Source organism: Vreelandella maris, assembly GCF_013371085.1.
In the GTDB taxonomy this organism is placed as follows: domain Bacteria; phylum Pseudomonadota; class Gammaproteobacteria; order Pseudomonadales; family Halomonadaceae; genus Vreelandella; species Vreelandella maris.
The window spans coordinates 181,529-205,069 of the sequence record NZ_JABWCV010000005.1 but is presented as its reverse complement, the minus strand read 5'-3'; the positions used below and the strand labels follow the sequence as shown (position 1 = coordinate 205,069).

21 protein-coding genes are annotated in these 23,541 nt (G+C 57.9%); 15 read left to right on the top strand and 6 right to left on the bottom strand.

Annotation, left to right across the window (positions count from 1 at the left end):
- The first annotated feature begins 66 nt into the window (after positions 1–66).
- Entirely contained in the window at positions 67–867 is an 801-nt protein-coding gene (locus tag HUO07_RS06065) for an NRDE family protein (RefSeq protein ID WP_176302811.1), read from the top strand.
- On the opposite strand, the gene ptsP is transcribed toward HUO07_RS06065, so the two are convergent.
- Both ptsP and rppH read right to left on the bottom strand, forming a co-directional pair.
- Positions 864–3,125 (bottom strand): phosphoenolpyruvate--protein phosphotransferase, encoded by a 2,262-nt coding sequence (ptsP, locus tag HUO07_RS06060; protein WP_176302866.1) that lies wholly within the window; start codon positions 3,123–3,125, stop codon positions 864–866. The genes HUO07_RS06065 and ptsP overlap by 4 nt on opposite strands.
- Positions 3,126–3,213: 88 nt before the next feature.
- Entirely contained in the window at positions 3,214–3,705 is a 492-nt protein-coding gene (gene rppH / locus HUO07_RS06055) for an RNA pyrophosphohydrolase (protein WP_101145336.1), read from the bottom strand.
- Between the two features lie 214 nt (positions 3,706–3,919).
- On the opposite strand from rppH, the gene HUO07_RS06050 reads away from it, so the two are divergent.
- Positions 3,920–4,576 (top strand): histidinol-phosphatase, encoded by a 657-nt coding sequence (locus tag HUO07_RS06050; protein ID WP_176302810.1) that lies wholly within the window; start codon positions 3,920–3,922, stop codon positions 4,574–4,576.
- Between the two features lie 12 nt (positions 4,577–4,588).
- Here the strand turns inward: HUO07_RS06050 and HUO07_RS06045 are convergent, their stop codons facing one another.
- From HUO07_RS06045 to HUO07_RS06035, 3 genes are all read right to left on the bottom strand, one after another.
- A complete protein-coding gene (locus HUO07_RS06045; protein ID WP_176302809.1) occupies positions 4,589–4,957 on the bottom strand; it encodes a type II toxin-antitoxin system VapC family toxin in 369 nt (122 codons plus the stop codon).
- Positions 4,947–5,177, bottom strand: coding sequence for a hypothetical protein (locus HUO07_RS06040; protein WP_176302808.1), 231 nt, complete (start codon positions 5,175–5,177; stop codon positions 4,947–4,949). The genes HUO07_RS06045 and HUO07_RS06040 overlap by 11 nt, the downstream gene beginning before the upstream one ends.
- Positions 5,178–5,350: 173 nt before the next feature.
- A complete protein-coding gene (locus HUO07_RS06035) occupies positions 5,351–6,325 on the bottom strand; it encodes a malate dehydrogenase (protein ID WP_101145309.1) in 975 nt (324 codons plus the stop codon).
- 243 nt (positions 6,326–6,568) lie between these two features.
- On the opposite strand from HUO07_RS06035, the gene HUO07_RS06030 reads away from it, so the two are divergent.
- Together HUO07_RS06030 and HUO07_RS06025 are read left to right on the top strand one after the other, a co-directional pair.
- On the top strand, positions 6,569–7,687 hold the full coding sequence (locus HUO07_RS06030) for an efflux RND transporter periplasmic adaptor subunit (protein ID WP_176302806.1): 1,119 nt from the start codon (positions 6,569–6,571) through the stop codon (positions 7,685–7,687).
- Positions 7,671–10,751, top strand: coding sequence for an efflux RND transporter permease subunit (locus HUO07_RS06025; protein WP_176302805.1), 3,081 nt, complete (start codon positions 7,671–7,673; stop codon positions 10,749–10,751). The genes HUO07_RS06030 and HUO07_RS06025 overlap by 17 nt, the downstream gene beginning before the upstream one ends.
- Positions 10,752–10,780: 29 nt before the next feature.
- On the opposite strand, the gene rsd is transcribed toward HUO07_RS06025, so the two are convergent.
- Complete coding sequence (rsd, locus tag HUO07_RS06020) at positions 10,781–11,269, bottom strand: sigma D regulator (protein WP_176302804.1); 489 nt, start codon at positions 11,267–11,269, stop codon at positions 10,781–10,783.
- 363 nt (positions 11,270–11,632) lie between these two features.
- Here rsd and HUO07_RS06015 point away from each other — a divergent pair, with 363 nt between their 5' ends.
- From HUO07_RS06015 to HUO07_RS05965, 11 genes are all read left to right on the top strand, one after another.
- A complete protein-coding gene (locus tag HUO07_RS06015) occupies positions 11,633–13,918 on the top strand; it encodes a bifunctional salicylyl-CoA 5-hydroxylase/oxidoreductase (RefSeq protein WP_176302803.1) in 2,286 nt (761 codons plus the stop codon).
- A complete protein-coding gene (locus tag HUO07_RS06010; RefSeq protein WP_176302802.1) occupies positions 13,915–14,685 on the top strand; it encodes an SDR family NAD(P)-dependent oxidoreductase in 771 nt (256 codons plus the stop codon). Before HUO07_RS06015 ends, HUO07_RS06010 begins: the two co-directional genes overlap by 4 nt.
- Positions 14,682–15,134 (top strand): MarR family winged helix-turn-helix transcriptional regulator, encoded by a 453-nt coding sequence (locus HUO07_RS06005; protein ID WP_176302801.1) that lies wholly within the window; start codon positions 14,682–14,684, stop codon positions 15,132–15,134. Before HUO07_RS06010 ends, HUO07_RS06005 begins: the two co-directional genes overlap by 4 nt.
- A 24-nt stretch (positions 15,135–15,158) precedes the next feature.
- Positions 15,159–15,971 carry an enoyl-CoA hydratase family protein gene (locus tag HUO07_RS06000; RefSeq protein WP_176302800.1) on the top strand — a complete coding sequence of 271 codons (813 nt, stop codon included), beginning with the start codon at positions 15,159–15,161 and terminating at the stop codon, positions 15,969–15,971.
- Positions 15,971–17,104, top strand: a complete 1,134-nt coding sequence (locus HUO07_RS05995; protein WP_176302799.1) for an acyl-CoA dehydrogenase family protein — start codon at positions 15,971–15,973, stop codon at positions 17,102–17,104. Before HUO07_RS06000 ends, HUO07_RS05995 begins: the two co-directional genes overlap by 1 nt.
- Positions 17,105–17,232: 128 nt before the next feature.
- Positions 17,233–18,906, top strand: a complete 1,674-nt coding sequence (locus tag HUO07_RS05990; RefSeq protein WP_176302798.1) for a benzoate-CoA ligase family protein — start codon at positions 17,233–17,235, stop codon at positions 18,904–18,906.
- Positions 18,907–18,946: 40 nt separating this feature from the next.
- On the top strand, positions 18,947–20,089 hold the full coding sequence (locus tag HUO07_RS05985) for an ABC transporter substrate-binding protein (RefSeq protein WP_176302797.1): 1,143 nt from the start codon (positions 18,947–18,949) through the stop codon (positions 20,087–20,089).
- A gap of 63 nt (positions 20,090–20,152) precedes the next feature.
- The gene (locus HUO07_RS05980) at positions 20,153–21,073 is read left to right on the top strand and encodes an ABC transporter permease subunit (RefSeq protein WP_176302796.1); all 921 of its coding nucleotides are present in this window, start codon (positions 20,153–20,155) and stop codon (positions 21,071–21,073) included.
- Entirely contained in the window at positions 21,066–22,121 is a 1,056-nt protein-coding gene (locus HUO07_RS05975; RefSeq protein ID WP_176302795.1) for a branched-chain amino acid ABC transporter permease, read from the top strand. The genes HUO07_RS05980 and HUO07_RS05975 overlap by 8 nt, the downstream gene beginning before the upstream one ends.
- Positions 22,114–22,866 (top strand): ABC transporter ATP-binding protein, encoded by a 753-nt coding sequence (locus HUO07_RS05970; RefSeq protein WP_176302794.1) that lies wholly within the window; start codon positions 22,114–22,116, stop codon positions 22,864–22,866. The genes HUO07_RS05975 and HUO07_RS05970 overlap by 8 nt, the downstream gene beginning before the upstream one ends.
- Positions 22,859–23,539 (top strand): ABC transporter ATP-binding protein, encoded by a 681-nt coding sequence (locus tag HUO07_RS05965; protein ID WP_176302793.1) that lies wholly within the window; start codon positions 22,859–22,861, stop codon positions 23,537–23,539. Before HUO07_RS05970 ends, HUO07_RS05965 begins: the two co-directional genes overlap by 8 nt.
- The last annotated feature ends 2 nt before the right edge of the window (positions 23,540–23,541 follow it).

Below are 23,541 nucleotides of genomic sequence, written 5' to 3'. Positions count from 1 at the left end.
CGCTTCGTTACTGTCATGCTGCTCTTGCGTTGAACGTATTTCACCCTTTTCGCCTATGAGTTTGTTATGTGCTTGATATCGTTTGCTTGGCAACCCGGTACGCCGACACCTTTGCGGCTGATGGGCAACCGCGATGAGTTCCATGTACGCCCTACCGCGCCACTTGCGCAGTGGAAAGATAACCCTGCCATTATCGGTGGTCGTGATTTGGAGGCTGGTGGTTCGTGGCTGGCTGCCAAGCGTGGCGGTGTCGTAGCAGCCTTGACCAATGTACGCGATTTACAACTGAGCGTGCCCCCCGGCGCACCTAGCCGTGGCGAACTGGTCGCAAACGCTCTGAAGTGTGACGATATTAACGCGTGGCTCACCGAGCTTGGTCAAGGCGGGGCATTACGCTATGCAGGCTTTAACTTGTTAGTTGCCACGCCACAGCGAATGTGGCATTTGCACCGTGGTCGTGACCGCCTAGCCTTAAGCGAGGTAGCCCCCGGCGTACATGGCCTCTCCAATGCCGACCTAAACTCCCCCTGGCCAAAGCTTTTACATGTGCGTAGTGCACTCGAACATACGCTTTTCCAAGAAGGCCCAGTTCAAGCCTGGACTCACATCGTGCAGCGCGCGATGCAAAATCCTCAGGAGGCTGCGGTGGAGGAGTTACCGGATACCGGTGTGGGGCTTGAATTGGAGCGTCAGCTATCGGCGGCGTTTATTGTTGGCGAGCGCTATGGCACCCGTGCCACTTCGTGGCTGACGTTAGACGCCCAAGGGAATATCGACATTAGCGAGCAGCGCTTCGGGCCGCTGGGGCGCTTTGAGGGTGAAACCACCTTGGCGCTTCCCAGCGATTCATTGGTATCTGCGCCCTAGTCGCGCGGAGGCATCAAATGCGCCAACTGCCACTCATCTAAACGCTGATCTAAATGCGCATGTACTTGGGCAGGTGTATCCAGCCCCATCACTTCTTTGAGCAGCTGCTGGGCATCGGTAAACGGTACTCGGCGGATTGCCGCGCGTACTTTGGGTAGGCTGGGCGCGTTCATGGATAGACTGGTAAAGCCCATTGCCATCAGCAGCAGCGCCCCAGCCGGGTCACCGGCTAATTCACCGCATAAAGAAATGGGTTTATTAAGCCGCGTAGCGTCGTTGGCAAGTTCCAGCAGCGCACCAAGCAGCGCTGGGTGCAGGGCATCGTACAGACTCGATACCCGTGGGTTATTGCGGTCCACCGCCAGCAAGTACTGGGTAAGATCGTTGCTGCCTACGGAGAAAAAGTCGACTCGCTTTGCCAGCGCATCCATTTGATAGATAGTAGCAGGCACTTCAATCATCACGCCGACCTGAGGCCGAATGACGGTAATACCCTCTTCCCCTAGCTCTAAAATGGCGCGATCCAACAGACGCAGCGCCTCATCGACCTCTTCGACATTAGTGATCATCGGGAACAGCACGTAGAGATTATCGAGATCAATGGAGGCTTTAAGCATGGCGCGCAGTTGCACCATTAGCACTTCGGGGTGATCTAGCGTTACCCGCATGCCGCGCCAGCCAAGGAATGGATTGGCCTCTTCGATAGGGAAATAGGGCAGGTCTTTGTCGCCACCAATATCCAGCGTACGCATCACGACCGGTAGCGGCGCAAAGCCTTCTAACTGATCGCGATAGAGCCGGGTTTGCTCTTTTTCGCCTGGGAAACGCTCGGTAATCATAAACGGCACTTCGGTACGGTAAAGCCCCACCCCTCCGATGCGGCTTTTCAGCAGCGCAGTGGCATCGACTGCCAACCCGGTGTTCACCATGAGCGGCATGATATGACCATCGGGCGTGGCGCTGGGCAAATCCTGTTCGTGCTCAAGCAGTTCGCTGAGCGCCTCTTCTTCGGCGATCAGACTGGCGTAGCGGGCTGTAAGTTCAGGCGCTGGGCGTACAAACAGTCGGCCACGGTGGCCATCCAACACCACCGCTGCACCGCCCAGGCGCGGCAGCGGCAAATCCACCATGCCGAGCACCGACGGAATACCCATGGCGCGGGCGACAATTGCCACGTGGGACGTGCTGGAGCCACGCACCGAGACGAGCCCTTTAAGCTTGTCACGAGGAACTTCACCCAGCATGGCCACGCTAATTTCATCGCCGACCAGAATGGCGTTATCGGGGTAGGTTTCCGGCGTAGAGGGGGTGTCTTCCTGCAGATGCGCCAGCACTCGTCGACCCAGGTCACGAATATCAGCTGCCCGCTCACGCAGGTAGTTATCGTCAACCCGCTCTAAATACTGCACGTGGCGTCGCACTACATCGGCGAGTGCGCCTGGTGCCCATTGTCCCTCACGAATACGCTTTTCGACTTCATCGGCCAGCGCCGCTTCACCCAGCATCTGCTGATACACATCAAACAGCGCCAGCTCCTGGGCGGAGATACGGCTGGCCAACCGTTCGGCCGCCGCACGAATTTCGCTGCGGGTTTTGCCAATCGCTTCCTTTAAGCGTGCAACTTCATAGTCCAGGTCTCTGGGTACCAAATCAGGCACGCTGTTTAAGTCAGCAGGCGGAGTAATCACCACCGCCTCGCCCATCGCCATACCTGGCGAGGCGGCAACGCCTTTAAACATTGCTTGGCCGCCCGCAAGCGCCGGTCGCATTAGGTTGCCGGTCGCCAATGCATGGGCCAATACACCCGCCAACTGAGCGGCCATGGTGACCAGAAAGGCTTCGTCTTCATCGTCGTAGCGACGCTTTTCGGCTTGCTGGACCACCAGCACGCCTAGCATATGGCGCTGATGAATAATCGGCACACCCAAAAAGCTGGAGTAGCGCTCTTCACCGGTGGCTTCAAAATAGCGGAATTGCGGGTGAGTCTGGGCGTCTTCGAGGTTAAGCGGCTCACTGCGCTTGGCCACTAAGCCCACTAGGCCCTCACCTAATGGCAGTACGACGCGCCCAACGGCCTGGGTGCGAAGACCAATGGTCTCCATCAATACCAGCGACTCAAGCTCTTTGTCGTAGAGGTAGAAAGAGCACACATCGGTCTGCATCGCCTTACGAATTCGACGTACCATGGTAGACAGCGCGGCATCGAGGTTGCGCGCGCCGTTCACTTCCTGAATCACCCGGCGCAACACCTCAAGCATGGACGTTTTACTTTTCACTGTTATTTGCCTCGCTGAGGAATTTCTTGGCAAACTGCCGCTGCCCTAACTTGGGCAGCGGCGTGTCGCCCTAATCATCATCCTGTGCCAGACGCTGAACGCGGGGAGACAATTCTCGCAACGCGCGCCGATATACCTCTCTTTTAAAAGGTACTACCTGCCCTAGCGGGTACCAATAGCTCACCCACCGCCACCCATCAAATTCGGGTGTTGGGGTTGCCGTCATACAGATTTGGCTTTCCTGGCAACGAATTTTAAGTAAAAACCACTTTTGCTTCTGGCCTATGCAGACCGGACGCGAATGTGTGCGAATCATGCGTCGTGGCAGACGGTAGCGTAGCCAGCCCCGGGTGCAGGCAACAATATCAACATCACCGGCGGTTAAGCCGATCTCTTCGTAAAGCTCACGAAAAAGTGCTTGTTGTGGCGTCTCGCTTGCATTGATGCCCCCCTGGGGAAATTGCCACGCATTTTGTCCTACCCGACGCGCCCAAAGCAGCTGCCCCTGGCTATTGGCGATGATAATGCCAACATTGGGGCGAAAGCCGTCAGCGTCGATCACGGACATCACCTTCATAAATTTTCAGTTGTCCCCATTTTTCCACAAGGGAGACAAGCGTATCAATACAATATAACGCTAAGTGATGAATGGTTGCGGCGTGTTGGTGGGAATGAGGTGGCGACTCTGCGATAATCCGCCTCCGCTATTTGCCTAATTAGCGCCTATTTCACCACTACTATTCGCCTACTATCACTGACTAAAAAAGGGGAGCGCCGTGAGTCTGGCCATATTCGATTTGGATAATACGCTGCTATCCATCGACAGCGATCACGCCTGGGGCGAGTTTTTACTCGAACAAGGGGCTGTCGACCCGGTCGCTTACCGGGAAGCCAATGAGCGTTTTATGGCCGATTACAACGCGGGCACGCTGGATATGGCCGCCTTTTTAGAAATGGCGCTTAAGCCGCTAGCCGATAACACCCCTGAGCAGCTCGCTGCCTGGCATCAGCAGTTCATGGTCAGCAAAATCGAGCCCAGCATCCTACCCAAAGCGGAAGAGCTGCTGGCCCGTCACCGCACTAAAGGCGACACGCTGCTGATTATTACCGCCACTAACCGCTTTATTACCGCGCCGATTGCTGAGCGCTTGGGTGTCGATCACTTGATTGCGGTGAATCCGGAAGTGGAACAGGGCCGTTACACCGGCCGTGTTTCCGGCACGCTGAGCTACCGCGAAGGCAAAGTCACCCGCCTAGAGCAGTGGCTGAAAGACCAAGACCTGAGCATGGAAGGCGCCTGGTTCTACAGCGACTCGCACAATGATTTACCGCTACTAGAAATAGTCGAGCATCCTGTCGCTGTTGACCCCGATGACACTCTGCGCAATGTCGCCGAAGAGCGCCAGTGGCGTATTATGACTTTGCGGGATTGAGGTGGTAAATATTTAACGGCTCAGAAGCGTATCAAGCGAGATCACGTTGCCAGCATGTTTTTCTGCTAACTTGACGTCGTCAGTAACCAACGTAGATGCTGCCACCATTGCGGAGGCAGAGATAATACTATCCGGCAGTTTCATCTGAGTACTACGTCGCACCTTGATGGTTTCAGTTTTGACCTGATAATCCAGCTCTACTCTTGTCAACTGTCCTAATATCGCCTTAATTGCATGCTCTTCCTCTGCTAGCAAACCAGGAAAAGCCAGAAGCTCAAGCTCAGTGATGACAGAGTAGGCGTAATGGGCTGAAGGCAGGAGCAACTGACGCTTAATGGCGTTAATGAAGACATTTGTGTCGAGAAGATAGCTACCACTCATCCCGCAGATTCCTTTGGTATTCGACTCCATCCTGAGCGACCAAGGAAGGGGCTTTTACAGACGTAAAGTCTATCCCATGCTGTTTAACAGAAGCCTTTTCCTCCAGTGTATTTTCATACAGCACCACAATTCTGGCATGCTGGTTCATTAAATACCCATATTCATCGGGAATTTTGACCACTCCATCCTTAATATCAGTCTCAAATTCTATCGCATGCATCGTAAACTCCTTGCACCCAATTTATTCATCTAGCCATTTGACACTCTTTCTGCCAAAAATTCGAGTAACTAAAAGAGTAGGTCTCACAACTAGCCCCAACAAAAAACCCCGCAAGTTTATGCTTGCGGGGTTTGCGTTGACTGGCGCTCATATAAAAGCGTCAGCAGGCGCGTTTAGCCGAGCAGGTGCTCGACGGCTGCACGCTCTTCGCGTAGTTCTTTCTCAGTGGCTTTCATCTTCTCTTCGCTGAAGGCATCAATTTCGAAGCCTTGAACGATTTCATACTTGCCACCCTGACAGCGAACCGGGTAGGAGTAGATGATGCCTTCTTCAATGCCATAGCTGCCGTCAGACGGAATCGCCATGCTGACGATGCCTTTGGAACCCAGCGCCCAGTCGTGCATATGGTCGATGGCTGAAGAAGCAGCAGAAGCGGCTGAAGAGGCGCCACGTGCTTTGATGATTGCCGCGCCGCGCTGCTGCACGGTGGGGATGAAGTCGTTTTCGTACCAGTCGCGCTCAACCAGATCGAACGCTGCTTTGCCGTCGACTTTGCACTGGGCCAGATCCGGATACTGGGTGGCACTGTGGTTGCCCCAGATGATCATGTTTTCGACGTCAGTGACGTGCTTGCCGGTTTTCTGTGCCAGCTGGGTTAGGGCGCGGTTGTGGTCCAGGCGCGTCATCGCGGTGAACTGACCAGCGTCCAGATCCGGCGCGTTGCAGGAAGCAATCAGCGCGTTGGTGTTAGCCGGGTTACCCACGACCAGCACTTTCACATCGCGACTAGCGTGGTCGTTCAGCGCTTTACCTTGAACGGAGAAGATCGCGGCGTTGGCTTCCAGCAGATCTTTACGCTCCATGCCTGGACCACGCGGACGCGCACCTACCAACAGGGCGAAGTCAGCGTCTTTAAACGCGACGTTCGGGTCATCAGTCGCGACGATGTCTTGAACCAGCGGGAAAGCACAGTCGTTAACTTCCATTACCACGCCGTTCAGGGCGTCCATTGCCTGGGGAATTTCCAGCAGCTGGAGAATGACTGGCTGATCCGGCCCCAACATGTCGCCTGCGGCGATGCGGAAAATAAGTGAGTAGCTGATCTGACCGGCGCCGCCGGTAATCGCAATACGTACTGGATCTTTCATCATTGCTCCTTGATAGGTTCGCCTAGGGATGGTTCTCGCCTGAGGGGTGGCTCAACAGAACTCAAGACGCAAAGATGGTATGCCCAGTTGGGCAAAAACTCAATCAGACAAGAGACGACTACCCATTTACCGTACTTACCATTCTCCTCGCGGCCTGCCACTCGCTGAAAAGGCCGAGTTGCGCTATGGTGTCTTCGGCTTAATGCCCTCCTTTCTTGTAATGCTAAGGACATGGACGCCCCCATGCGACGAATTCCCTTCTCTTATGCCTTGGCTAGCCTATTGGTGCTGGCGCTGGTGATATGGCTCGCTTTTGGTAATTTCCAGCGTTTTCAGACCACTGCACCGGAAGCCTCTCCCCGTAACGAGTCGGGACCACGGGTCGAAGTGGTAGAGCAACAGAGCACGCCATTTATTCCCCAACAGATCATTCAGGGCCAGTTGACCGCTGAACGCGAAACCACTCTGCGTGCCAACGTCGCAGGCTTTGTGGTCGAAAAGCCGGTGGCCCAAGGCAGCCGCGTTGAGGCGGGTGATACACTGCTGGTCCTGGATAACGACGCCCTGCCTGAACAACTGCAGCAGGCCCGTGACGAACTGGCGGTCGCTGAAGCGGAGTATGCAGGGGCGCGCAACCTGCGCCAGCGGGAGCTGATTTCGCAGCCCGAGCTTTTGCGCCTGCAGAGTTCGCTCAGCGCCAGTGCCGCTTCGGTGGCTCAACTGCAGAAGCAATTGGATGACAGCCGCCCCACTGCGCCTTTCGATGGTGTGATCGATCGCGTGCAGGTAGAGGTAGGTGACCTATTACAGCCCGGAGAAGAGTGGGCCCAGTTGGTGGACGACCGCCGCTTGAAGGGTGCCGCCTGGGTGTCTCAGCAGCAGGTAGGCGATTTGAGCGAGGGATTGCCGGTCACCGCACGATTACTCAATGGCGACCACCTGGAAGGCGAGCTGACTTTTATCAGCCACCGCGCAGAAGAGGCCACGCGCACTTTTTACATCGAAGCTACGCTGGATAACCCTGCCGGTAAACGTCTTGCCGGTAGTAGCGCGGAACTGACAATTACGCTACCTCCCCGCCAGGTGCACACCCTGTCGCCTGCCTTGCTCAGCTTGAACAGTGAGGGCCAACTGGCCATCAAACATCTGGATGAAAACGATCAGGTGCAGCAGACCACTGTGGAGCTGGTGAGTGCCGATACGCAGCGCGCCTACGTGACCGGCCTACCCGACCCGCTACGCCTCATTACGCTAGGCGCGGGCATGGTGGATACCGGCGAAACGGTGACACCTGTGCCTGCTGAAGAGGCAATTATTTCACAGCCGGCGGAACAGGATAGCGTTCATGCGCCAGTTGATTAATGCAGCGCTAGCCCACTCCCGTACGACATTACTGCTGCTGGTGAGCCTGCTGCTGGCGGGCATCGCTGCTTGGCTGATGATCCCTAAAGAAGCCAATCCCGACGTCACCATCCCGATGATTTACGTTTCGCTGTCGTTGGAGGGTGTCAGCCCCGAGGATGGCGAGCGGCTGCTGATACGCCCCATGGAGCAGGAACTGCGCGGGATTGAAGGCCTGCGTAAGTTCACCGCCCAATCCAGCGAAGGGCAAGGCTCGATCACCCTGGAGTTCGACCCCGGCTTTGACCCCGATACCGCGCTGACCGACGTGCGTGATCACGTGGATATCGCCCGTAGCGAGCTGCCTGACGAGGCCGATGAGCCACGAGTCATGGAAGTCAACGTCTCGGAGTTTCCGGTATTGACTATCGGCCTCTCCGGGCAACTGGATACCCGCGAACGCATGACGATTGCCCGGCGACTGCAGGAGGAGATCGAAGGCATCGCCGATGTGCTGGAAGTGGACATAGCCGGTGAGCGGGAAGACCTGCTGGAAATCGTCGTAGATCCGCTGGTGCTCGAGAGCTATGGGGTCGATTTCGACACGCTGTTCAACCAGGTGTCGCGCAATAACCGCTTGGTGGCAGCAGGCAGTTTGGACACTGGCGCGGGGCGCTTGGCCTTAAAAGTCCCCGGCATTATTGAGTCCCTTGACGATGTCATGAAAATGCCGGTCAAGGTGGATGAGGATCGCGTCGTCACCTTTGGTGATGTGGCGTGGATCAACCCTACCTACAAAGACCCCGAAGGCTTTGCCCGTATTGATGATCAGCCTGCGGTGGTACTGGAAGTTTCCAAACGTGCCGGGGCCAATATCATCGCCACCATTGGCGCGGTGCGTGAGCGCCTGGCGGAAGCCGATGATTTATTGCCTGAGCAGCTTCGCTTCACGACCATTCTCGATGAGTCGACCACCGTTGAAAATATGCTCTCCGAGCTGCTCAACAACGTACTCACCGCCGTGGTACTGGTACTGATTGTGGTGGTCGCGGTGATGGGCTGGCGCATGGCGCTGTTGGTAGGCCTGACCATTCCCGGCGCCTTCTTAACCGGCATTCTGCTGGTGTGGGCATTTGGATTTACGCTCAATATCGTGGTGCTGTTTGCGCTCATTCTGGTGGCTGGCATGTTAGTCGACGGTGCGATTGTGGTGAGTGAGCTTGCCGACCGCTATCTCCACGATGGTCAAACGCCCCATCAAGCGTGGCTCAATGCTGCCTCGCGAATGAGCTGGCCGGTGATTGCCTCGACGGCCACGACGCTGGCGGTGTTTATTCCCCTGCTGTTCTGGCCTGGCGTGGTGGGACAGTTTATGAAGTACCTGCCCGCCACGGTGATTCTATGCCTGTTGGCATCGCTGGCCATGGCGCTGGTGTTCTTGCCTACCCTAGGTCGCTTGTTTACCCGCACCGACACGAAGCAATCAACGACTAACAATGATGAGGCTACAACGTCCTTTGGGCGCGGCTATCGCCACCTGCTGACCAGGCTGCTTAAGCACCCTGCCTGGGTGCTGCTGGTCACCGTGCTATTGATGGTGTTGCTGTATACCGGCTACGCGCGTTTCAACCACGGTGTCGACTTTTTCCCCAACGTAGAGCCGGATAGTGCCCAGGTATTGGTACGCGCCCGCGGCGACTTCTCCGCCGTGGAGACCGATGCCATTGTACAGCGGGTAGAGGCGAAGCTATCCGGCATGAGCGAAGTGAGAGCACTTTATGCGCGCTCGTTTGCAGTGCCTAACGAGCAGATGGGTAGTGATGTGATTGGCATGCTGCAGTTCCAGTTTATCGACTGGCATGAGCGGCGCCCTGCCCAGGCGATTCTGGACGACATGGCTGAGCGCGCCCAGGATATTCCCGGCATTACGCTGGAGTTCCAGGAGCAGGAAATGGGCCCTGGCGGCGGAAAACCCATCGTACTGGAGGTGAGCGCTACGAATCCTGACGTCGCTGATGCAGGCGTTAACCAGTTAGCCCAATTAATGCGTGAACTGGGTGGTTTTACCGACATTCAGGATAACCGCAGCCTACCCGGCGTGGAGTGGCAGGTGAATGTGGACCGCGAAGCCGCGGCGCGCATGGGCACCGATGTCACGACCATCGGTAGCGCGGTGCAGCTACTGACCACGGGCCTGCAGGTGGCGAGCTATCGCCCGCCCGAAGTCAGTGACGAAGTGGATATCCGCGTTCGCCTGCCGCAAAACTGGCGTTCGCTGGATCAGTTAGAACGCTTGACCATCAATACCCAGCGGGGTCAGGTGCCTATCTCGCACTTTGTGACCCTTGAACCGGCACCCAAGGTGGGCACCCTTAACCGTATCGACGGCCGCCGGGCGATTACCATTGATGCGGATCTCGCTCCCGGCTATCTTGCCGATGAGCGCCTGCGGGCGCTGCTAGAGGCGGGTCGCGATAGCCTGCCTGATGGCTTAATGGTCAATGTGGCAGGCGAGCAAGAGGATCAGCAGGAGTCGATGCAGTTCCTGGCCAGCGCGTTCATGATCGCTATTGGCCTGATGGCGCTGATTCTGGTCACTCAGTTCAACAGTTTCTATCAGGCGGGATTGGTGCTTTCGGCAATTGTATTCTCCACCGCGGGTGTGCTGATGGGCCTGCTGATTACCGGCCAAGCTTTCGGCATTGTCATGGTGGGGATGGGCGTGATTGCCCTGGCGGGTATCGTGGTTAATAACAATATCGTGTTGATCGACACCTACAACGAGCTGCGCGGCCAAGGCATGACGCCCGGCGAGGCCGCCCTGGAAGCAGGCTGCTTACGCCTTCGCCCGGTGCTGTTAACGGCGATTACCACGGTTTTAGGTCTGATGCCGATGGTGCTGGGGATCAATGTCGATCTGTTTACCCCTGCCCTTGGCTTTAATGCGCCCTCCGCCCAGTGGTGGACGCAAATGTCGAGCGCCATCGCCGGTGGCCTCACCTTCGGCACCGCACTAACGCTGCTGCTTACCCCCTGCATGCTGGTGATTGGGGGTAAGTTGCGGCGTGAGAGAACCGCGAGCTAAAGCTGTCCTTCCCCAGCCAAATGAGAATATTAAGCGGGGGCTTTGGCGTGCTCGGGGCTATGGGCGGCGTGCAAGCGCGCGATCAGCTGGTCTTCCAGCGCGAAGCGTTCAGTAAGGCCACGCGCTAGACGGTCGATCCAGGCAGGCAAACGGGCAATATTTTGCTCGCAGCGAAGGGTAGAGCCGAAATCGGTATCAAACTCCAGAACCATCTCGGTTGACATTTCCAGACGCTCAAGCAGCTTCTCTGCGATAACCAGCGCAGCATCATCGCCAAAGGCCTGCGCCTCTTCCGACAGCTGAGGATAGATTTCGAAGTGCCCAGCGCTGATGTAATCCATCAATAGCTCACTGAAGGTATCAATAGGTGATTTGCTCACCGCTTCCAGTTCAGCGTCACATGCCTCTTTCAGCTCAATGAAGCTGACTAACAACTGACGACGCTGATCCAGCCAGCGGTCGATCAGGGTATGTACGCCTCCCCAGCGCTCCAGGGCATTTTTGCAATCTTCGAGCATGGGGTTTCTCCTTAAACTCACCGATTTAACGACCATTAGCCGGTCTAAATAACGAATAGGCTTAGAGTCGCGCCTCCACCTACCTCTGTCAATCCCAGCGGGTGCGGTTTCCTTGGTACGAAAGGCTCATTAATAATAACCCTTTCTTCTATGCCTAATAACTAGCATTTTCATGCTAATCGTCATGACTTAACCCTGACTGAAATGATGCTCTCACTTTAGCGCCAGCATTGCGAGCAAAGCCGTATACAACATGTACAGCGCCTTTAAACATATATTTTAAACTTAAACAATTTAAGCTTGAATTTTATTATTCCCCCCCCTATCTTCAGAAAAGAGTGAGCTTTCCCATGGAGAACAAAAATGAGAATCGCCTGCCTGGGCGGAGGGCCTGCCGGCCTCTACTTCGCCATCAGCATGAAACTGCAGGACCCTTCCCATGAGATCGTGGTGTTTGAGCGCAACCGGGCAGACGATACCTTCGGCTGGGGCGTGGTACTGTCCGACGAGACCCTGGACAATCTGGCGGCCAACGACCCGGTCAGCGCAGAGCGCATTCGTGAGCATTTCGCTTACTGGGACGACATTGCCGTCGTGCATAACGGCGTCAAAACTGTGTCGACTGGCCACGGCTTTTGCGGCATTGGCCGCCGCCAACTGTTGATTCTGCTTCAAGAGCGCGCCCGGGAACTGGGCGTGGAAATGCGCTTTGAAACAGATATTACGGAGACCAGTGTTGATGAGTACCGGCGCGAGTTCGACATGGTGCTCGCCGCCGATGGCTTGAACTCCCGCACCCGCCAAACCTACGCCGAACATTTCAAACCCGATATCGATGTACGCGCCTGCAAGTTTGTCTGGCTGGGTACGCACCAGACCTTTAACGACGCTTTCACCTTTATTTTCGAGAAGACCGAGCATGGCTGGGTATGGGCTCATGCCTATCAGTTCGACAAGGACACCGCGACCTTTATTGTCGAGTGCAGCGAGGCGACCTGGCAGGCGTTCGGTTTCGGCGAAATGAACCAGCAGGAGTCAATTGCCGTCTGCGAACGCATCTTTGCCAAGCACCTGGGCGGCCATGCGCTGATGACCAACGCCAACCACATACGCGGTTCGGCGTGGATCAACTTCCCCCGGGTACTCTGCGAGCGCTGGAGTTTCGATAACGTGGTGCTGATGGGTGACGCTGCCGCTACGGCACACTTCTCGATTGGCTCGGGTTCCAAGCTGGCCTTGGAGAGTGCCATAGCGCTGGCCAACGTCTTGCACAGTGAACCTACCATGGCGGAGGCCTTCGCCCGCTACGAAGAGGAGCGCCGCTTCGAGGTGCTTCGCCTGCAGTCCGCCGCGCGCAACTCCACCGAGTGGTTCGAGCAGGTGGAGCGCTACCTGGACCTCGACCCGGTGCAGTTCAACTACTCTCTATTGACCCGCTCCCAGCGCATTAGCCATGAGAATCTGCGGGTACGCGACCCTCAATGGCTCGAAAGCGCAGAGCGCTGGTTTCAGACCCAGGCAGGCAACTCTGGCAGCGCCCGCGCGCCAATGTTCGCCCCTTACCAACTGCGCGATATGACGTTGACCAACCGCGTCGTGGTTTCCCCCATGGCGCAGTACAAGGCCGTTGACGGCTGCCCTACCGATTGGCACTTCAGTCACTACGCCGAGCGCGCCAAGGGCGGTGCAGGGCTGGTGTACACTGAAATGACCTGCGTCAGCCCCAGCGGGCGCATTACCCCTGGATGCCCCGGCCTGTACCTGCCGGAACATGAAGTGGCGTGGAAACGCCTGTGTGACTTTGTACACGCGGAAACCCAGGCCAAGCTATGTGCCCAGATTGGCCATTCCGGCCCCAAGGGATCTACCCAGCTTGGCTGGCAGGAGATGGATGCCCCGTTGGCCGAGGGCAACTGGCCGATAATGGCTGCCTCGGCCCAACCCTGGTCAGCGCGCAACCAGTTGCCCAAGGCAATGGATCGCGTTGATATGGACCGGGTGCGCGACGAGTTTGTCAGTGCTGCTCAGATGGCTGATCGCGCGGGTTTCGACATGATCGAGGTTCACGCCGCCCACGGCTATCTGCTCTCTTCGTTTATTACTCCGCTGACCAACCACCGTGATGATGAGTATGGTGGCTCACTGGATAACCGGCTGCGCTACCCGCTGGAAGTGATCAACGCCGTGCGCAGCGTCTGGCCTGCCCACAAGCCGCTTTCGGTGCGTATTTCTGCTAACGACTGGTGTGGCGATGAAGGCATCACCCCGGACGATGCGGTGGAAATCGCCAAGCGGCTGCGTGACGCAGAAGTGGATATCGTCGATGTCTCTGCCGGACAGACCTCGACTCAGGCCAAGCCCGTTTATGGGCGTATGTTCCAGACACCCTTCTCTGACCGGATTCGTAACGAAGCATCGATTGCCACCATGGCGGTGGGCAACATCTATCAGGCCGACCATGTGAACTCGATTCTGATAGCGGGGCGCGCCGACTTGGTGTGTATCGCCCGCCCGCACCTTGCCGACCCTTACTGGCTGCTGCATGTAGCCGCCGGGCTGGGGGATCGCGAGGTGGCGTGGCCCGCGCCCTACCGGGCGGGGGCCGATCAATTGCAGCGCTTGGCTGAACGTGGCGAGGGCTGGGTATGAGCCAATCAACCGATGACTTGACCGCTAACCACCTGGCAGGCAAACGCGTCGTCATTACCGGTGGCGGCAGTGGCATTGGCGCCGATATGGCCCTGGCCTTTGCCCAGGCGGGCGCCGAGGTCATCATTACCGGCCGCCGGGAGACTGCCCTGCAAGCGGTTGCCCAGCAGCACGGCGGCATCCATGTCGCCGTGGTAGATGTCACCGACGAAGCCGCCATGGTGGCGTTCTTCAATCAGTTGGGCAGCGTCGATATCGTGATCGCCAACGCCGGGGCAGCGGAAAGCGCCCCTTTCGCCAAGACCTCTTTCGAGCAGTGGCAGCACATGCTGAACGTCAACCTCAGTGGGGTGTTTCTGACCCTGCGCGAAGGGCTGAAACAGCTGAACGACGGCGGCCGACTGATTGCCGTGGCTTCCACGGCTGGCCTCAAGGGCTACGCCTACGTGGGCGCTTACTGCGCGGCCAAACACGGCGTGGTGGGTCTGGTGCGCTCACTGGCGGCTGAAACCGCCACCCGCAATCTGACCGTCAATGCGCTCTGTCCCGGCTTTACCGATACGCCATTATTGGCCGGCAGTGTCGAGAACATTGTGACCAAAACCGGCCAGTCCGCCGAACAGGCCACCGCGCACTTTCAATCTACCAACCCCACCGGACGCTTAGTCACTCCCGCAGAAGTCACCGCGACGGCCCTATGGCTATGCGGCCCAAACAGCGGCGCGATCAACGGTCAAGCGATCTCCATTTCAGGGGGCGAAGTATGACAGCAGAAAGCTTAAGCAAGGAGCGCCTGCGCTTATGGCTGCGCATGCTGCGGGTTACCCGTCAGGTGGAATCCGAGCTGCGTGAGCGACTGCGTACCGAGCATGACTCCACGCTCCCACGCTTTGATGTCATGGCTGCCCTGTACGCCAGTGAGGAGGGCCTGAAGATGAACGAGCTCTCCAAGCGGCTGCGGGTTTCCAACGGCAATGTCACCGGCATCATCGATCGCTTGGTGGAGGATGGCGCTGTGGAGCGCATTGCCATTGAAGGCGACCGACGCGCCACGCGGGTCTGCCTGACCGGCGCTGGCCGCGAAAGCTTTAGTGCCATGGCCGTTGAGCATGAGCGCTGGATCAACGCGCTGTTCGAAGGGGTGACCGAAGAGGATGCCCATCATATCGGCGAGCTGCTCCACCGCTTACCGGCTTCTCTTGACGATACCCACTAATCACTGACAGGCGAGAACAACAATATGAAGAGCATGGCTGATCTGGCCCCCGAGCACTTTATCTGGGAAATGCGTGGTGACGTCGCCGTCATCCGGTTGAATCGCCCAGAGCGCAAGAACCCGCTGACGTTCGAGAGCTATGCCGAGCTGCGCGATACCTTTCGTGACCTGGCGTATGCCTCGGATGTGCATGCGGTGGTGTTTGCCTCCAACGGCGAGAACTTCTGCTCTGGCGGCGACGTACACGAAATCATCGGCCCGCTTGTGGGTAAGGATATGAAGGGCCTGCTCGAATTCACCCGCATGACCGGAGATTTGGTCAAGGCGATGCTGAACTGCGGCAAACCGATCATTGCTGCTGTGGACGGCATTTGCGTGGGTGCGGGAGCGATCATCGCCATGTCGTCGGATATCCGCTTCGCCACCCCGCGTGCCAGCACGGCCTTCCTGTTCACCCGCGTGGGCCTGGCGGGCTGCGATATGGGCGCCTGTGCAATTCTACCGCGCATCATTGGCCAGGGCCGCGCCGCCGACCTGCTCTACAGCGGGCGCAGCATGAGTGCCGAAGAGGGTTACCAATGGGGCTTCTACAATCGCGTGGTGGAGCCGGATGCCCTTGAGCAAGATGCCATCGCCTACGCCACCCGCCTGGCTCAGGGCCCGACCTTTGGCCACAGCATTACCAAAACCCAGCTCAACCAGGAGTGGTCGATGAGCCTGGAGCAGGCGATCGAATCCGAAGCCCAGGCCCAGGCGATCTGCATGCAGACCAACGATTTCGAGCGCGCCTACCACGCCTTCGTAGCCAAACAAAAACCTGAGTTCAAGGGGGACTGATGAGCGACAAGAGCTATCTAGCGTGGCCCTTTTTCGAGGCCAGACACCGCGAACTTTCCGAGCAGCTCGAAGCGTGGTGCCGTACTGAACTTCCCCGCGACCACAGCGATGTGGATGCAACCTGCATTCAGCTGGTACGCGATTTAGGCAAGGCCGGGTTTCTGGAAGGCACTGCGGGTGAGCATATCGATGTGCGCAGCCTCTGCCTGATCCGTGAAACCCTGGCCCGCCATGATGGACTGGCCGACTTTTCGTTTGCCATGCAGGGGCTGGGCACCGGCGCCATCAGTCTTTATGGCAGCGATGAACAGAAGCAGTGGCTGGACAAAACCCGCCGTGGTGAAGCGCTTTCAGCTTTTGCCCTGAGCGAGCCGCGCTCCGGTTCCGACGTAGCCCAACTGGATACGACCGCTGAGCGCGATGGCGACAGCTACCGTTTGAATGGTGAAAAGACCTGGATCTCCAACGGGGGGATTGCCGATATCTACACCGTCTTTGCCCGCACCGGTGAAGGCCCAGGAGCCAAGGGACTTTCGGCCTTTTTAGTGCCCGCCGACACGCCAGGATTGGAAATTCGCGAACGCCTAGAGTCGGTGGCACCTCACCCGCTGGCGCGGCTGGGCTTCAACGACATAGTGCTGCCTGCCAGCGCCCTAATCGGCAAGCCAGGGCAAGGCTTTCGGATTGCCATGTCGGTGCTGGACGTTTTTCGCTCCACGGTCGGGGCGGCAGCCCTTGGCTTCGCCCGCCGGGCGCTGGAGGAGTCGCTCTCCCGCAGCCGCTCTCGCGAACTGTTCGGCGCCACTCTATCCGATCTACAAATGGTGCAGGGCCACCTGGCCGATATGGCGCTCAATGTGGATGCCGCCGCCCTGCTGGTCTACCGCGCCGCCTGGACGAAAGATCAAGGCGCTGAGCGAGTGACCCGTGAAGCGGCAATGGCCAAGCTGTTTGCCACCGACCAAGCCCAGTTAGTGATTGACCAGGCGGTACAGCTGCACGGCGGCGACGGCGTTCTCAAGGGCCATATTATCGAAAGCCTCTACCGGGAAATCCGCGCACTGCGTATTTACGAAGGGGCTTCCGACGTACAGAAAGTGGTGATTGCCCGCAGTATGCTCGCGGAAGAGTAAATAGCCAAAAATAGCCGTACAACAATAACTAGAACAATAAAACACTACGCCAGACACCGTATCCCTGCCGATGCTTCTTTTGAGACGTTGGTAGGAATAAACAACGACACCAAATACGGAGGTTGGTCATGTATACCCAGTCGGCTCATGCTGATACTTTTACGCGGGATAACCTGCCACCCATCGATCGTCAGCCTGAGTACCTGCTTTCAGGCTGCGATTATCCCCAACGTCTCAACGCAGGCGTTGAACTTTGCGATCGGCTGGTCTCGCTCGGACACGGCCAGCGGATTGCCCTGGCGGGCAATGGCCGACGTCGTACCTATCAGGAACTCACCGAGTGGACCAACCGCCTTGCCCATGTGCTGGTCGAAGACCTGGGCGTGGTTCCCGGCCAACGGGTACTGATTCGCTCGGCGAACAACCCAGCCATGGTGGCCTGCTGGCTGGCCGCCACCAAGGCGGGCGCCGTGGTGGTCAACACCATGCCCATGCTGCGCACCAAAGAGCTGTGCCAGGTAATCGACAAGGCGGATATCAGCCTCGCCCTGTGCGATACCCGACTGCTCGATGAACTCAACGCCTGCCAGGAGCAGAGCCCCGCCCTCAAACGTATCGTCGGCTTTGATGGCACCGCCAACCACGACGCCGAACTTGACCGGCTGGCGCTCGGCAAGCCCGCCACCTTCGAGGCGGTGGATACCGCCGCCGACGATGTGGCACTGCTGGGCTTTACCTCGGGCACAACTGGCTCCCCCAAGGCCACCATGCACTTTCACCGTGACCTGCTGGTGATTGCCGACGGCTACGCCAAGGAAGTCTTGCAGGTAACGCCGGAGGATATCTTCGTGGGGTCGCCACCGCTGGCCTTCACCTTTGGCCTGGGAGGATTGGCTATCTTCCCACTGCGCTTCGGCGCCACCGCCGTACTGCTCGAACACGCCTCGCCGCCCAACATGATGGATATCATCCGCGAGTATCAGGCCACAGTGGTGTTTACTGCGCCAACAGCCTATCGGGCGATGCTTGCCGCGCCCACGCGACACGAGGATTTGAGTAGTCTGCGCGTTGCCGTCTCCGCTGGCGAAACCCTGCCCGCGCCGATCTATCATGACTGGATCAAGCAAACTGGCACGCCGATTCTCGATGGCATCGGCGCCACGGAAATGCTGCACATCTTCATCACCAATCGCCTGGATGACCATCGTCCCAACTGTACCGGCAAGCCGGTGGCAGGCTATGAAGCGCGTATCGTTGATGAAGACATGCAGGATGTCGCGCCTGGTACGGTCGGCAAACTGGCCGTGCGCGGCCCTACCGGCTGCCGCTACCTGGCCGACAAGCGCCAGCAAAACTATGTAAAAGCGGGCTGGAACATCACCGGCGATGCGTTTTATCAGGATGAAGAGGGTTACTTCCACTTCGCCGCCCGTAACGACGATATGATTGTCTCGGCGGGCTATAACATCGCAGGCCCTGAGGTGGAAGCCGCCCTGCTGGCCCATCCCGCCGTGAAAGAGTGCGCGGTGATAGGTGCCCCCAACCAGGAGCGTGGCCAAATTGTCGAGGCTTTTGTTGTTCTAAACGATGGTTTTCAGCAAGATGAAGAATGTCAGCAAATGTTGCAGGACTTCGTGAAGCAGACCATCGCGCCGTATAAGTACCCTCGCTCCCTACGATTTATCGAGGCGCTACCTAAAACATCAACGGGTAAGGTTCAGCGTTTTCGGCTGAGCCAGGAACATTACCCGAGCGCTGGCGCTCCTGGCACCAACATGAATAGCACCGACACCAACGTATGACCCTCTAAGCAATAAACGATTAAAAAATGAGGAATGATCCATGAAAATGATATCCCGCTTTGGCCTTGGCTTACTGCTCTCTTCAAGCGTGCTGACCGCGCAAGCTGAAGACGTCAAAATTGGCATGATCACCACCCTTTCAGGCGGCGGCTCGCATCTGGGCGTGGACGTTCGCGATGGTTTCATGCTGGCGCTGGAGCAGTCTGGCCGCGACGATGTGGAAGTGTTGATTCAGGATGATGCTAGACGCCCTGACTTGGCGCGCAGTTTATCCAATGAATTTATACAGCGTGATGATGTTGATATTCTCACCGGCATCATCTGGTCCAACCTGGCGATGGCGGTGGTGCCCTCCGTTACCCGCCAAGGCACCTTCTACCTCTCCCCCAATGCGGGCCCTTCCGACCTGGCTGGTCGTATGTGCCACGAGAACTACTTCAACGTGGCCTATCAGAACGACAACCTGCATGGCGCCATGGGTGCCTACATGCGCGAAGAAGGTTATGAGCGCCCGATCATCATGGCCCCCAACTACCCGGCGGGTACTGATGCTCTGGCGGGCTTCAAGCACCTGTATGAAGGTGAGGTCGTTGGCGAGCTTTACACCCAGATGGGCCAGACCGACTATGCCGCCGAAATCGCTCAGATTCGTGACAGCGATGCCGACAGCTTGTTCTTCTTCCTGCCTGGCGGTATGGGCATTTCGTTCATGAAGCAGTGGGAAAGCTCCGGTGTCGATATGCCGATCTTTGGCGCGGCGTTCTCGTTTGATGAAATTCTTATCAAAGCGGTAGGCAGTGCAGCGATTGGCGCTCGTAATACCTCGCTATGGGCCTACGATCTGGAGAATGAAGCCAACGCAAGCTTTGTAGAGGGTTTCCAGGCGGCCTATGACCGCTTGCCAACACTTTATGCGGCACAGGGTTATGACACTGCCAACCTGATTCTCAGTGCGCTTGAAACTGCCCACCCTGATGACAAAGATGCTTTCCGCGAAGCACTGCGGGCCGCCGACTTCGACAGCGTGCGCGGTGAGTTCCGCTTTGGCCCCAACCAGCACCCCATCCAGGACATTTATGTACGTGAAGTGGTGGAAGGTGATGATGGCGAGCCCACCAATCGCCTGATCGGTGTGGCGATTGAAGATATCCAGGATGTCTACTACGAGCAGTGCGAAATGTAAGCTGGCCTCGGCTGGGTGCGTGCACCCAGCCATTTCTCTTCACCTTCGTCAAGGTTAACCAACGTGTCCGTTACCCTGCTAATCGAGCAACTACTTAACGGCGTTCAGCTAGGCACGATGCTGTTTTTGATGGCCAGCGGCCTCACCCTGGTATTCGGGGTAATGGGGCTGATCAATCTTGCCCACGGCTCTTTTTACATGGTGGGCGCCTATGCCACGGCCGCGGTCACAGCCTCAACGGGCTCTTTTCTGATCGGCCTGGCGGCAGGCATGACGGCCGCGGCCCTGGTCGGCGCACTGGTCGAGCTGATAGTCATACGCCGTCTTTATCACCGCCCTCACCTCGACCAGGTGTTGGCGACCTTTGCACTGATACTGATCTTCTCAGAAGGCACACGCTGGATCTTCGGCTCTTCGCCGCTATGGCTGAGTCCGCCCTCCTGGCTTACGGGGTTTGTTACTCTGCCGGGGGATACCCGCTACCCGGTCTACCGGCTAGTGCTGATCGGGGTGGGGGTCGCTATCGCGATTGCCCTTTATTTGCTGATTTCCCGCACACGGCTAGGCATGCGCATTCGGGCGGGCGAAAGCGACCGCGAGATGATTGGCGCACTGGGAGTCAACATTGCCAAGCTTTATACGGTGGTATTTGCCTTGGGGGCTGCGCTGGCGGGCTTGGCCGGTGCGCTGGTGGGGGCGTTGCAGTCCGTGCAGGTCGGTATGGGCGAGCCGGTGCTGATCCTGGCCTTCGTGGTCATCGTGATCGGCGGGATCGGTTCGATCAAGGGCGCGCTACTCGGTGCGCTGCTGGTGGGGGTTGTCGATACGTTGGGGCGAGTCTACCTCCCGCTTTTTTTCCAAACATTCATGCCGCCTTCCGAGGCCACCGGGGTCGGTTCTTCACTGGCTGCGATGCTGATCTATATCCTCATGGCCGTCATCCTCGCGTTCAAGCCCAAGGGACTGTTTGCTGCCAATGATTAATACCACTCCCCTTTCCAAGAACGCTGCGCCAGCCACCCATGCGGAGAGCCACTTCGACCGCAAAGGGTTGGTTCAGATGATCCTGCTCGGCCTGCTGCTGTTACTGCCTGTGGCGGCCTATTTTTTGGGTCACACCTATTACGTCAATCTGGCCTCGCGAGTCACCATCATTGCCATGGCGGCCGTCGGGCTCAACCTGGCAATTGGCTATGGCGGCATGGTGAGCTTCGGTCATGCGGCCTATTTTGGCCTGGGTGGCTATGTGGCGGGAATCAGCGCCTACCATGCCTTCGACATGACGCCCTTCATGAGCTGGCCCTTCAGCGTGCCGGGCAGCGATAGCCTACTGGTAGTGTGGCTGGCCGCTGTCGTGCTGTGCGCCCTGCTGGCACTGGCCATCGGCGCCATTTCGCTGCGCACCACCGGGGTCTACTTCATTATGATCACGCTCGCCTTTGCGCAGATGATCTACTACTTTGCCAACTCCTGGCCCACCTACGGTGGTCAGGATGGGCTGCCTATCTATATCCGCAACACGCTGCCCCAGGTCGGTAACAACCTGTTGGACAGCAGTGATGCGTTGACCTATTTCCTGATCTGCTTCACCGGGCTGATGCTGGCGATGGCGCTGACTTCGCGACTGATGAAATCCCGCTTTGGCGCCGCGCTGACCATGGCACGTCTGAATGACGTACGACTGGCAACGGCGGGGGTCAGCCCGTATCCCATTCGTCTGGTGGCGTTCGTTATCTCTGCGGCGATCACCGGGCTTGCCGGGGCGCTCTACGCGGACCTGAACGGGTTCGTCAGCCCGTCGATGCTCAGTTGGCACTTCTCCGGTGAACTGATGGTCATTGTCATTTTGGGCGGCGTAGGACGTCTTTATGGCCCGCTAGCCGGTGCGGTGCTGTTTGTGATGATGGAGACCTTCCTGGGTGGCATCACCGAGTACTGGCAGCTTTTCCTGGGGTTGGTGCTGCTTGGCGTTGTGCTATTTGCTAAGCACGGTGTCATGGGTTGGCTAGCAGGGAGTGAGCGCAATGAGTGAGATTGTCCTTTCACTGCAAAAGCTGCACAAGCGTTTTGGCGCGTTGCAGGCGACCAACGATGTCTCGCTGAATCTTAGGCCGGGTGAAATCCATGCGCTGATTGGCCCCAACGGCGCGGGTAAATCGACGCTGATCGGGCAGATTGCCGGTAGCCTGCGCCCCGACGAGGGCCGCGTCTATCTGGCTGACACTGACATTACCCATATGAGCATTGCTGAGCGCGCACGTCTTGGGCTGGGGCGGAGCTTTCAGGTGTCATCGCTGGCTGAGCCGCTTTCAGTGATGCGCAATGTGATGATGGGTGTACAAGCGCTACAGAGTCACAGTTTTCGGTTCTGGAAGCCCGTCGCCAGGGACCAACAACTGCTAAAGCCAGCTTATGAGGCGCTGGAACGGATGCAGCTCAGCCACCGCGCCTGGACACCGGTATTCGAGCTTTCCCACGGTGAGCGTCGTCAGGTGGAAGTCGCCTGTGCCCTGGCGCTCAAGCCCCGCGCCCTGCTGCTGGATGAGCCAATGGCTGGTTTGGGTCCGGAGGGCTCGGCAAAACTGACTGAGCTGCTCGAGGCGCTGAAGCTGGAAGTACCCATTCTGCTGATTGAGCACGATATGGAAGCGGTCTTTCGTTTGGCAGATCGTATCTCGGTGCTGGTTGCCGGCAGCGTGATCGCCCATGGCGATAGCCACGCGATCAAGCAGGACCCGCGCGTCCGTGAAGCCTACCTGGGAGATTCTGATGCTTAAGGTTGCTGATATTGAGACGTTCTATGGCCCTTCTCAGGCGCTGTTCGGCGTGACGCTCGAGGTCGCTGCCGGTGAAATGGTTGCCCTGATGGGTCGCAACGGCATGGGCAAGACCACCACGATCCGCTCAATCTTTGGGCTGACCCCGGCCAGCCGCGGCACGATTGAGTTCGAGTCCCAGAACATACGCCGTCTAGCCGCTTACCGCATTGCCAAGGCGGGCCTGGGCCTGGTGCCCGAGGGTCGTCGCTGCTTTCCCAACTTATCAGTACGCGAAAACCTGTTGGTCACGGCCCGCCCCGGCGGGTGGACGCTGGAGAAAGTGGAAACGCTATTTCCCCGCCTGGAAGAACGTCGCGCACAAATGGCTAAAACGCTCTCCGGCGGCGAACAGCAGATGCTGGCTATTGGACGGGCGTTGATGACCAATCCGCGCCTGCTGGTGCTGGATGAGGCCACCGAGGGTCTGGCACCGGTGATTCGCCAGGAGATCTGGCGGGCGATTCGTCTGCTCAAGGAGCAGGGGCAAGCTACCCTGCTGGTCGATAAATCGCTGAGTGAAATCCTGCCCATTGCTGACCGCTGCACCATCCTGGAAAAAGGCTGCACGGTGTGGGACGGCAAGCCCGCCGCGCTGGACAGCACGGTGCGTGACCGTTATCTGGGCGTGTAATT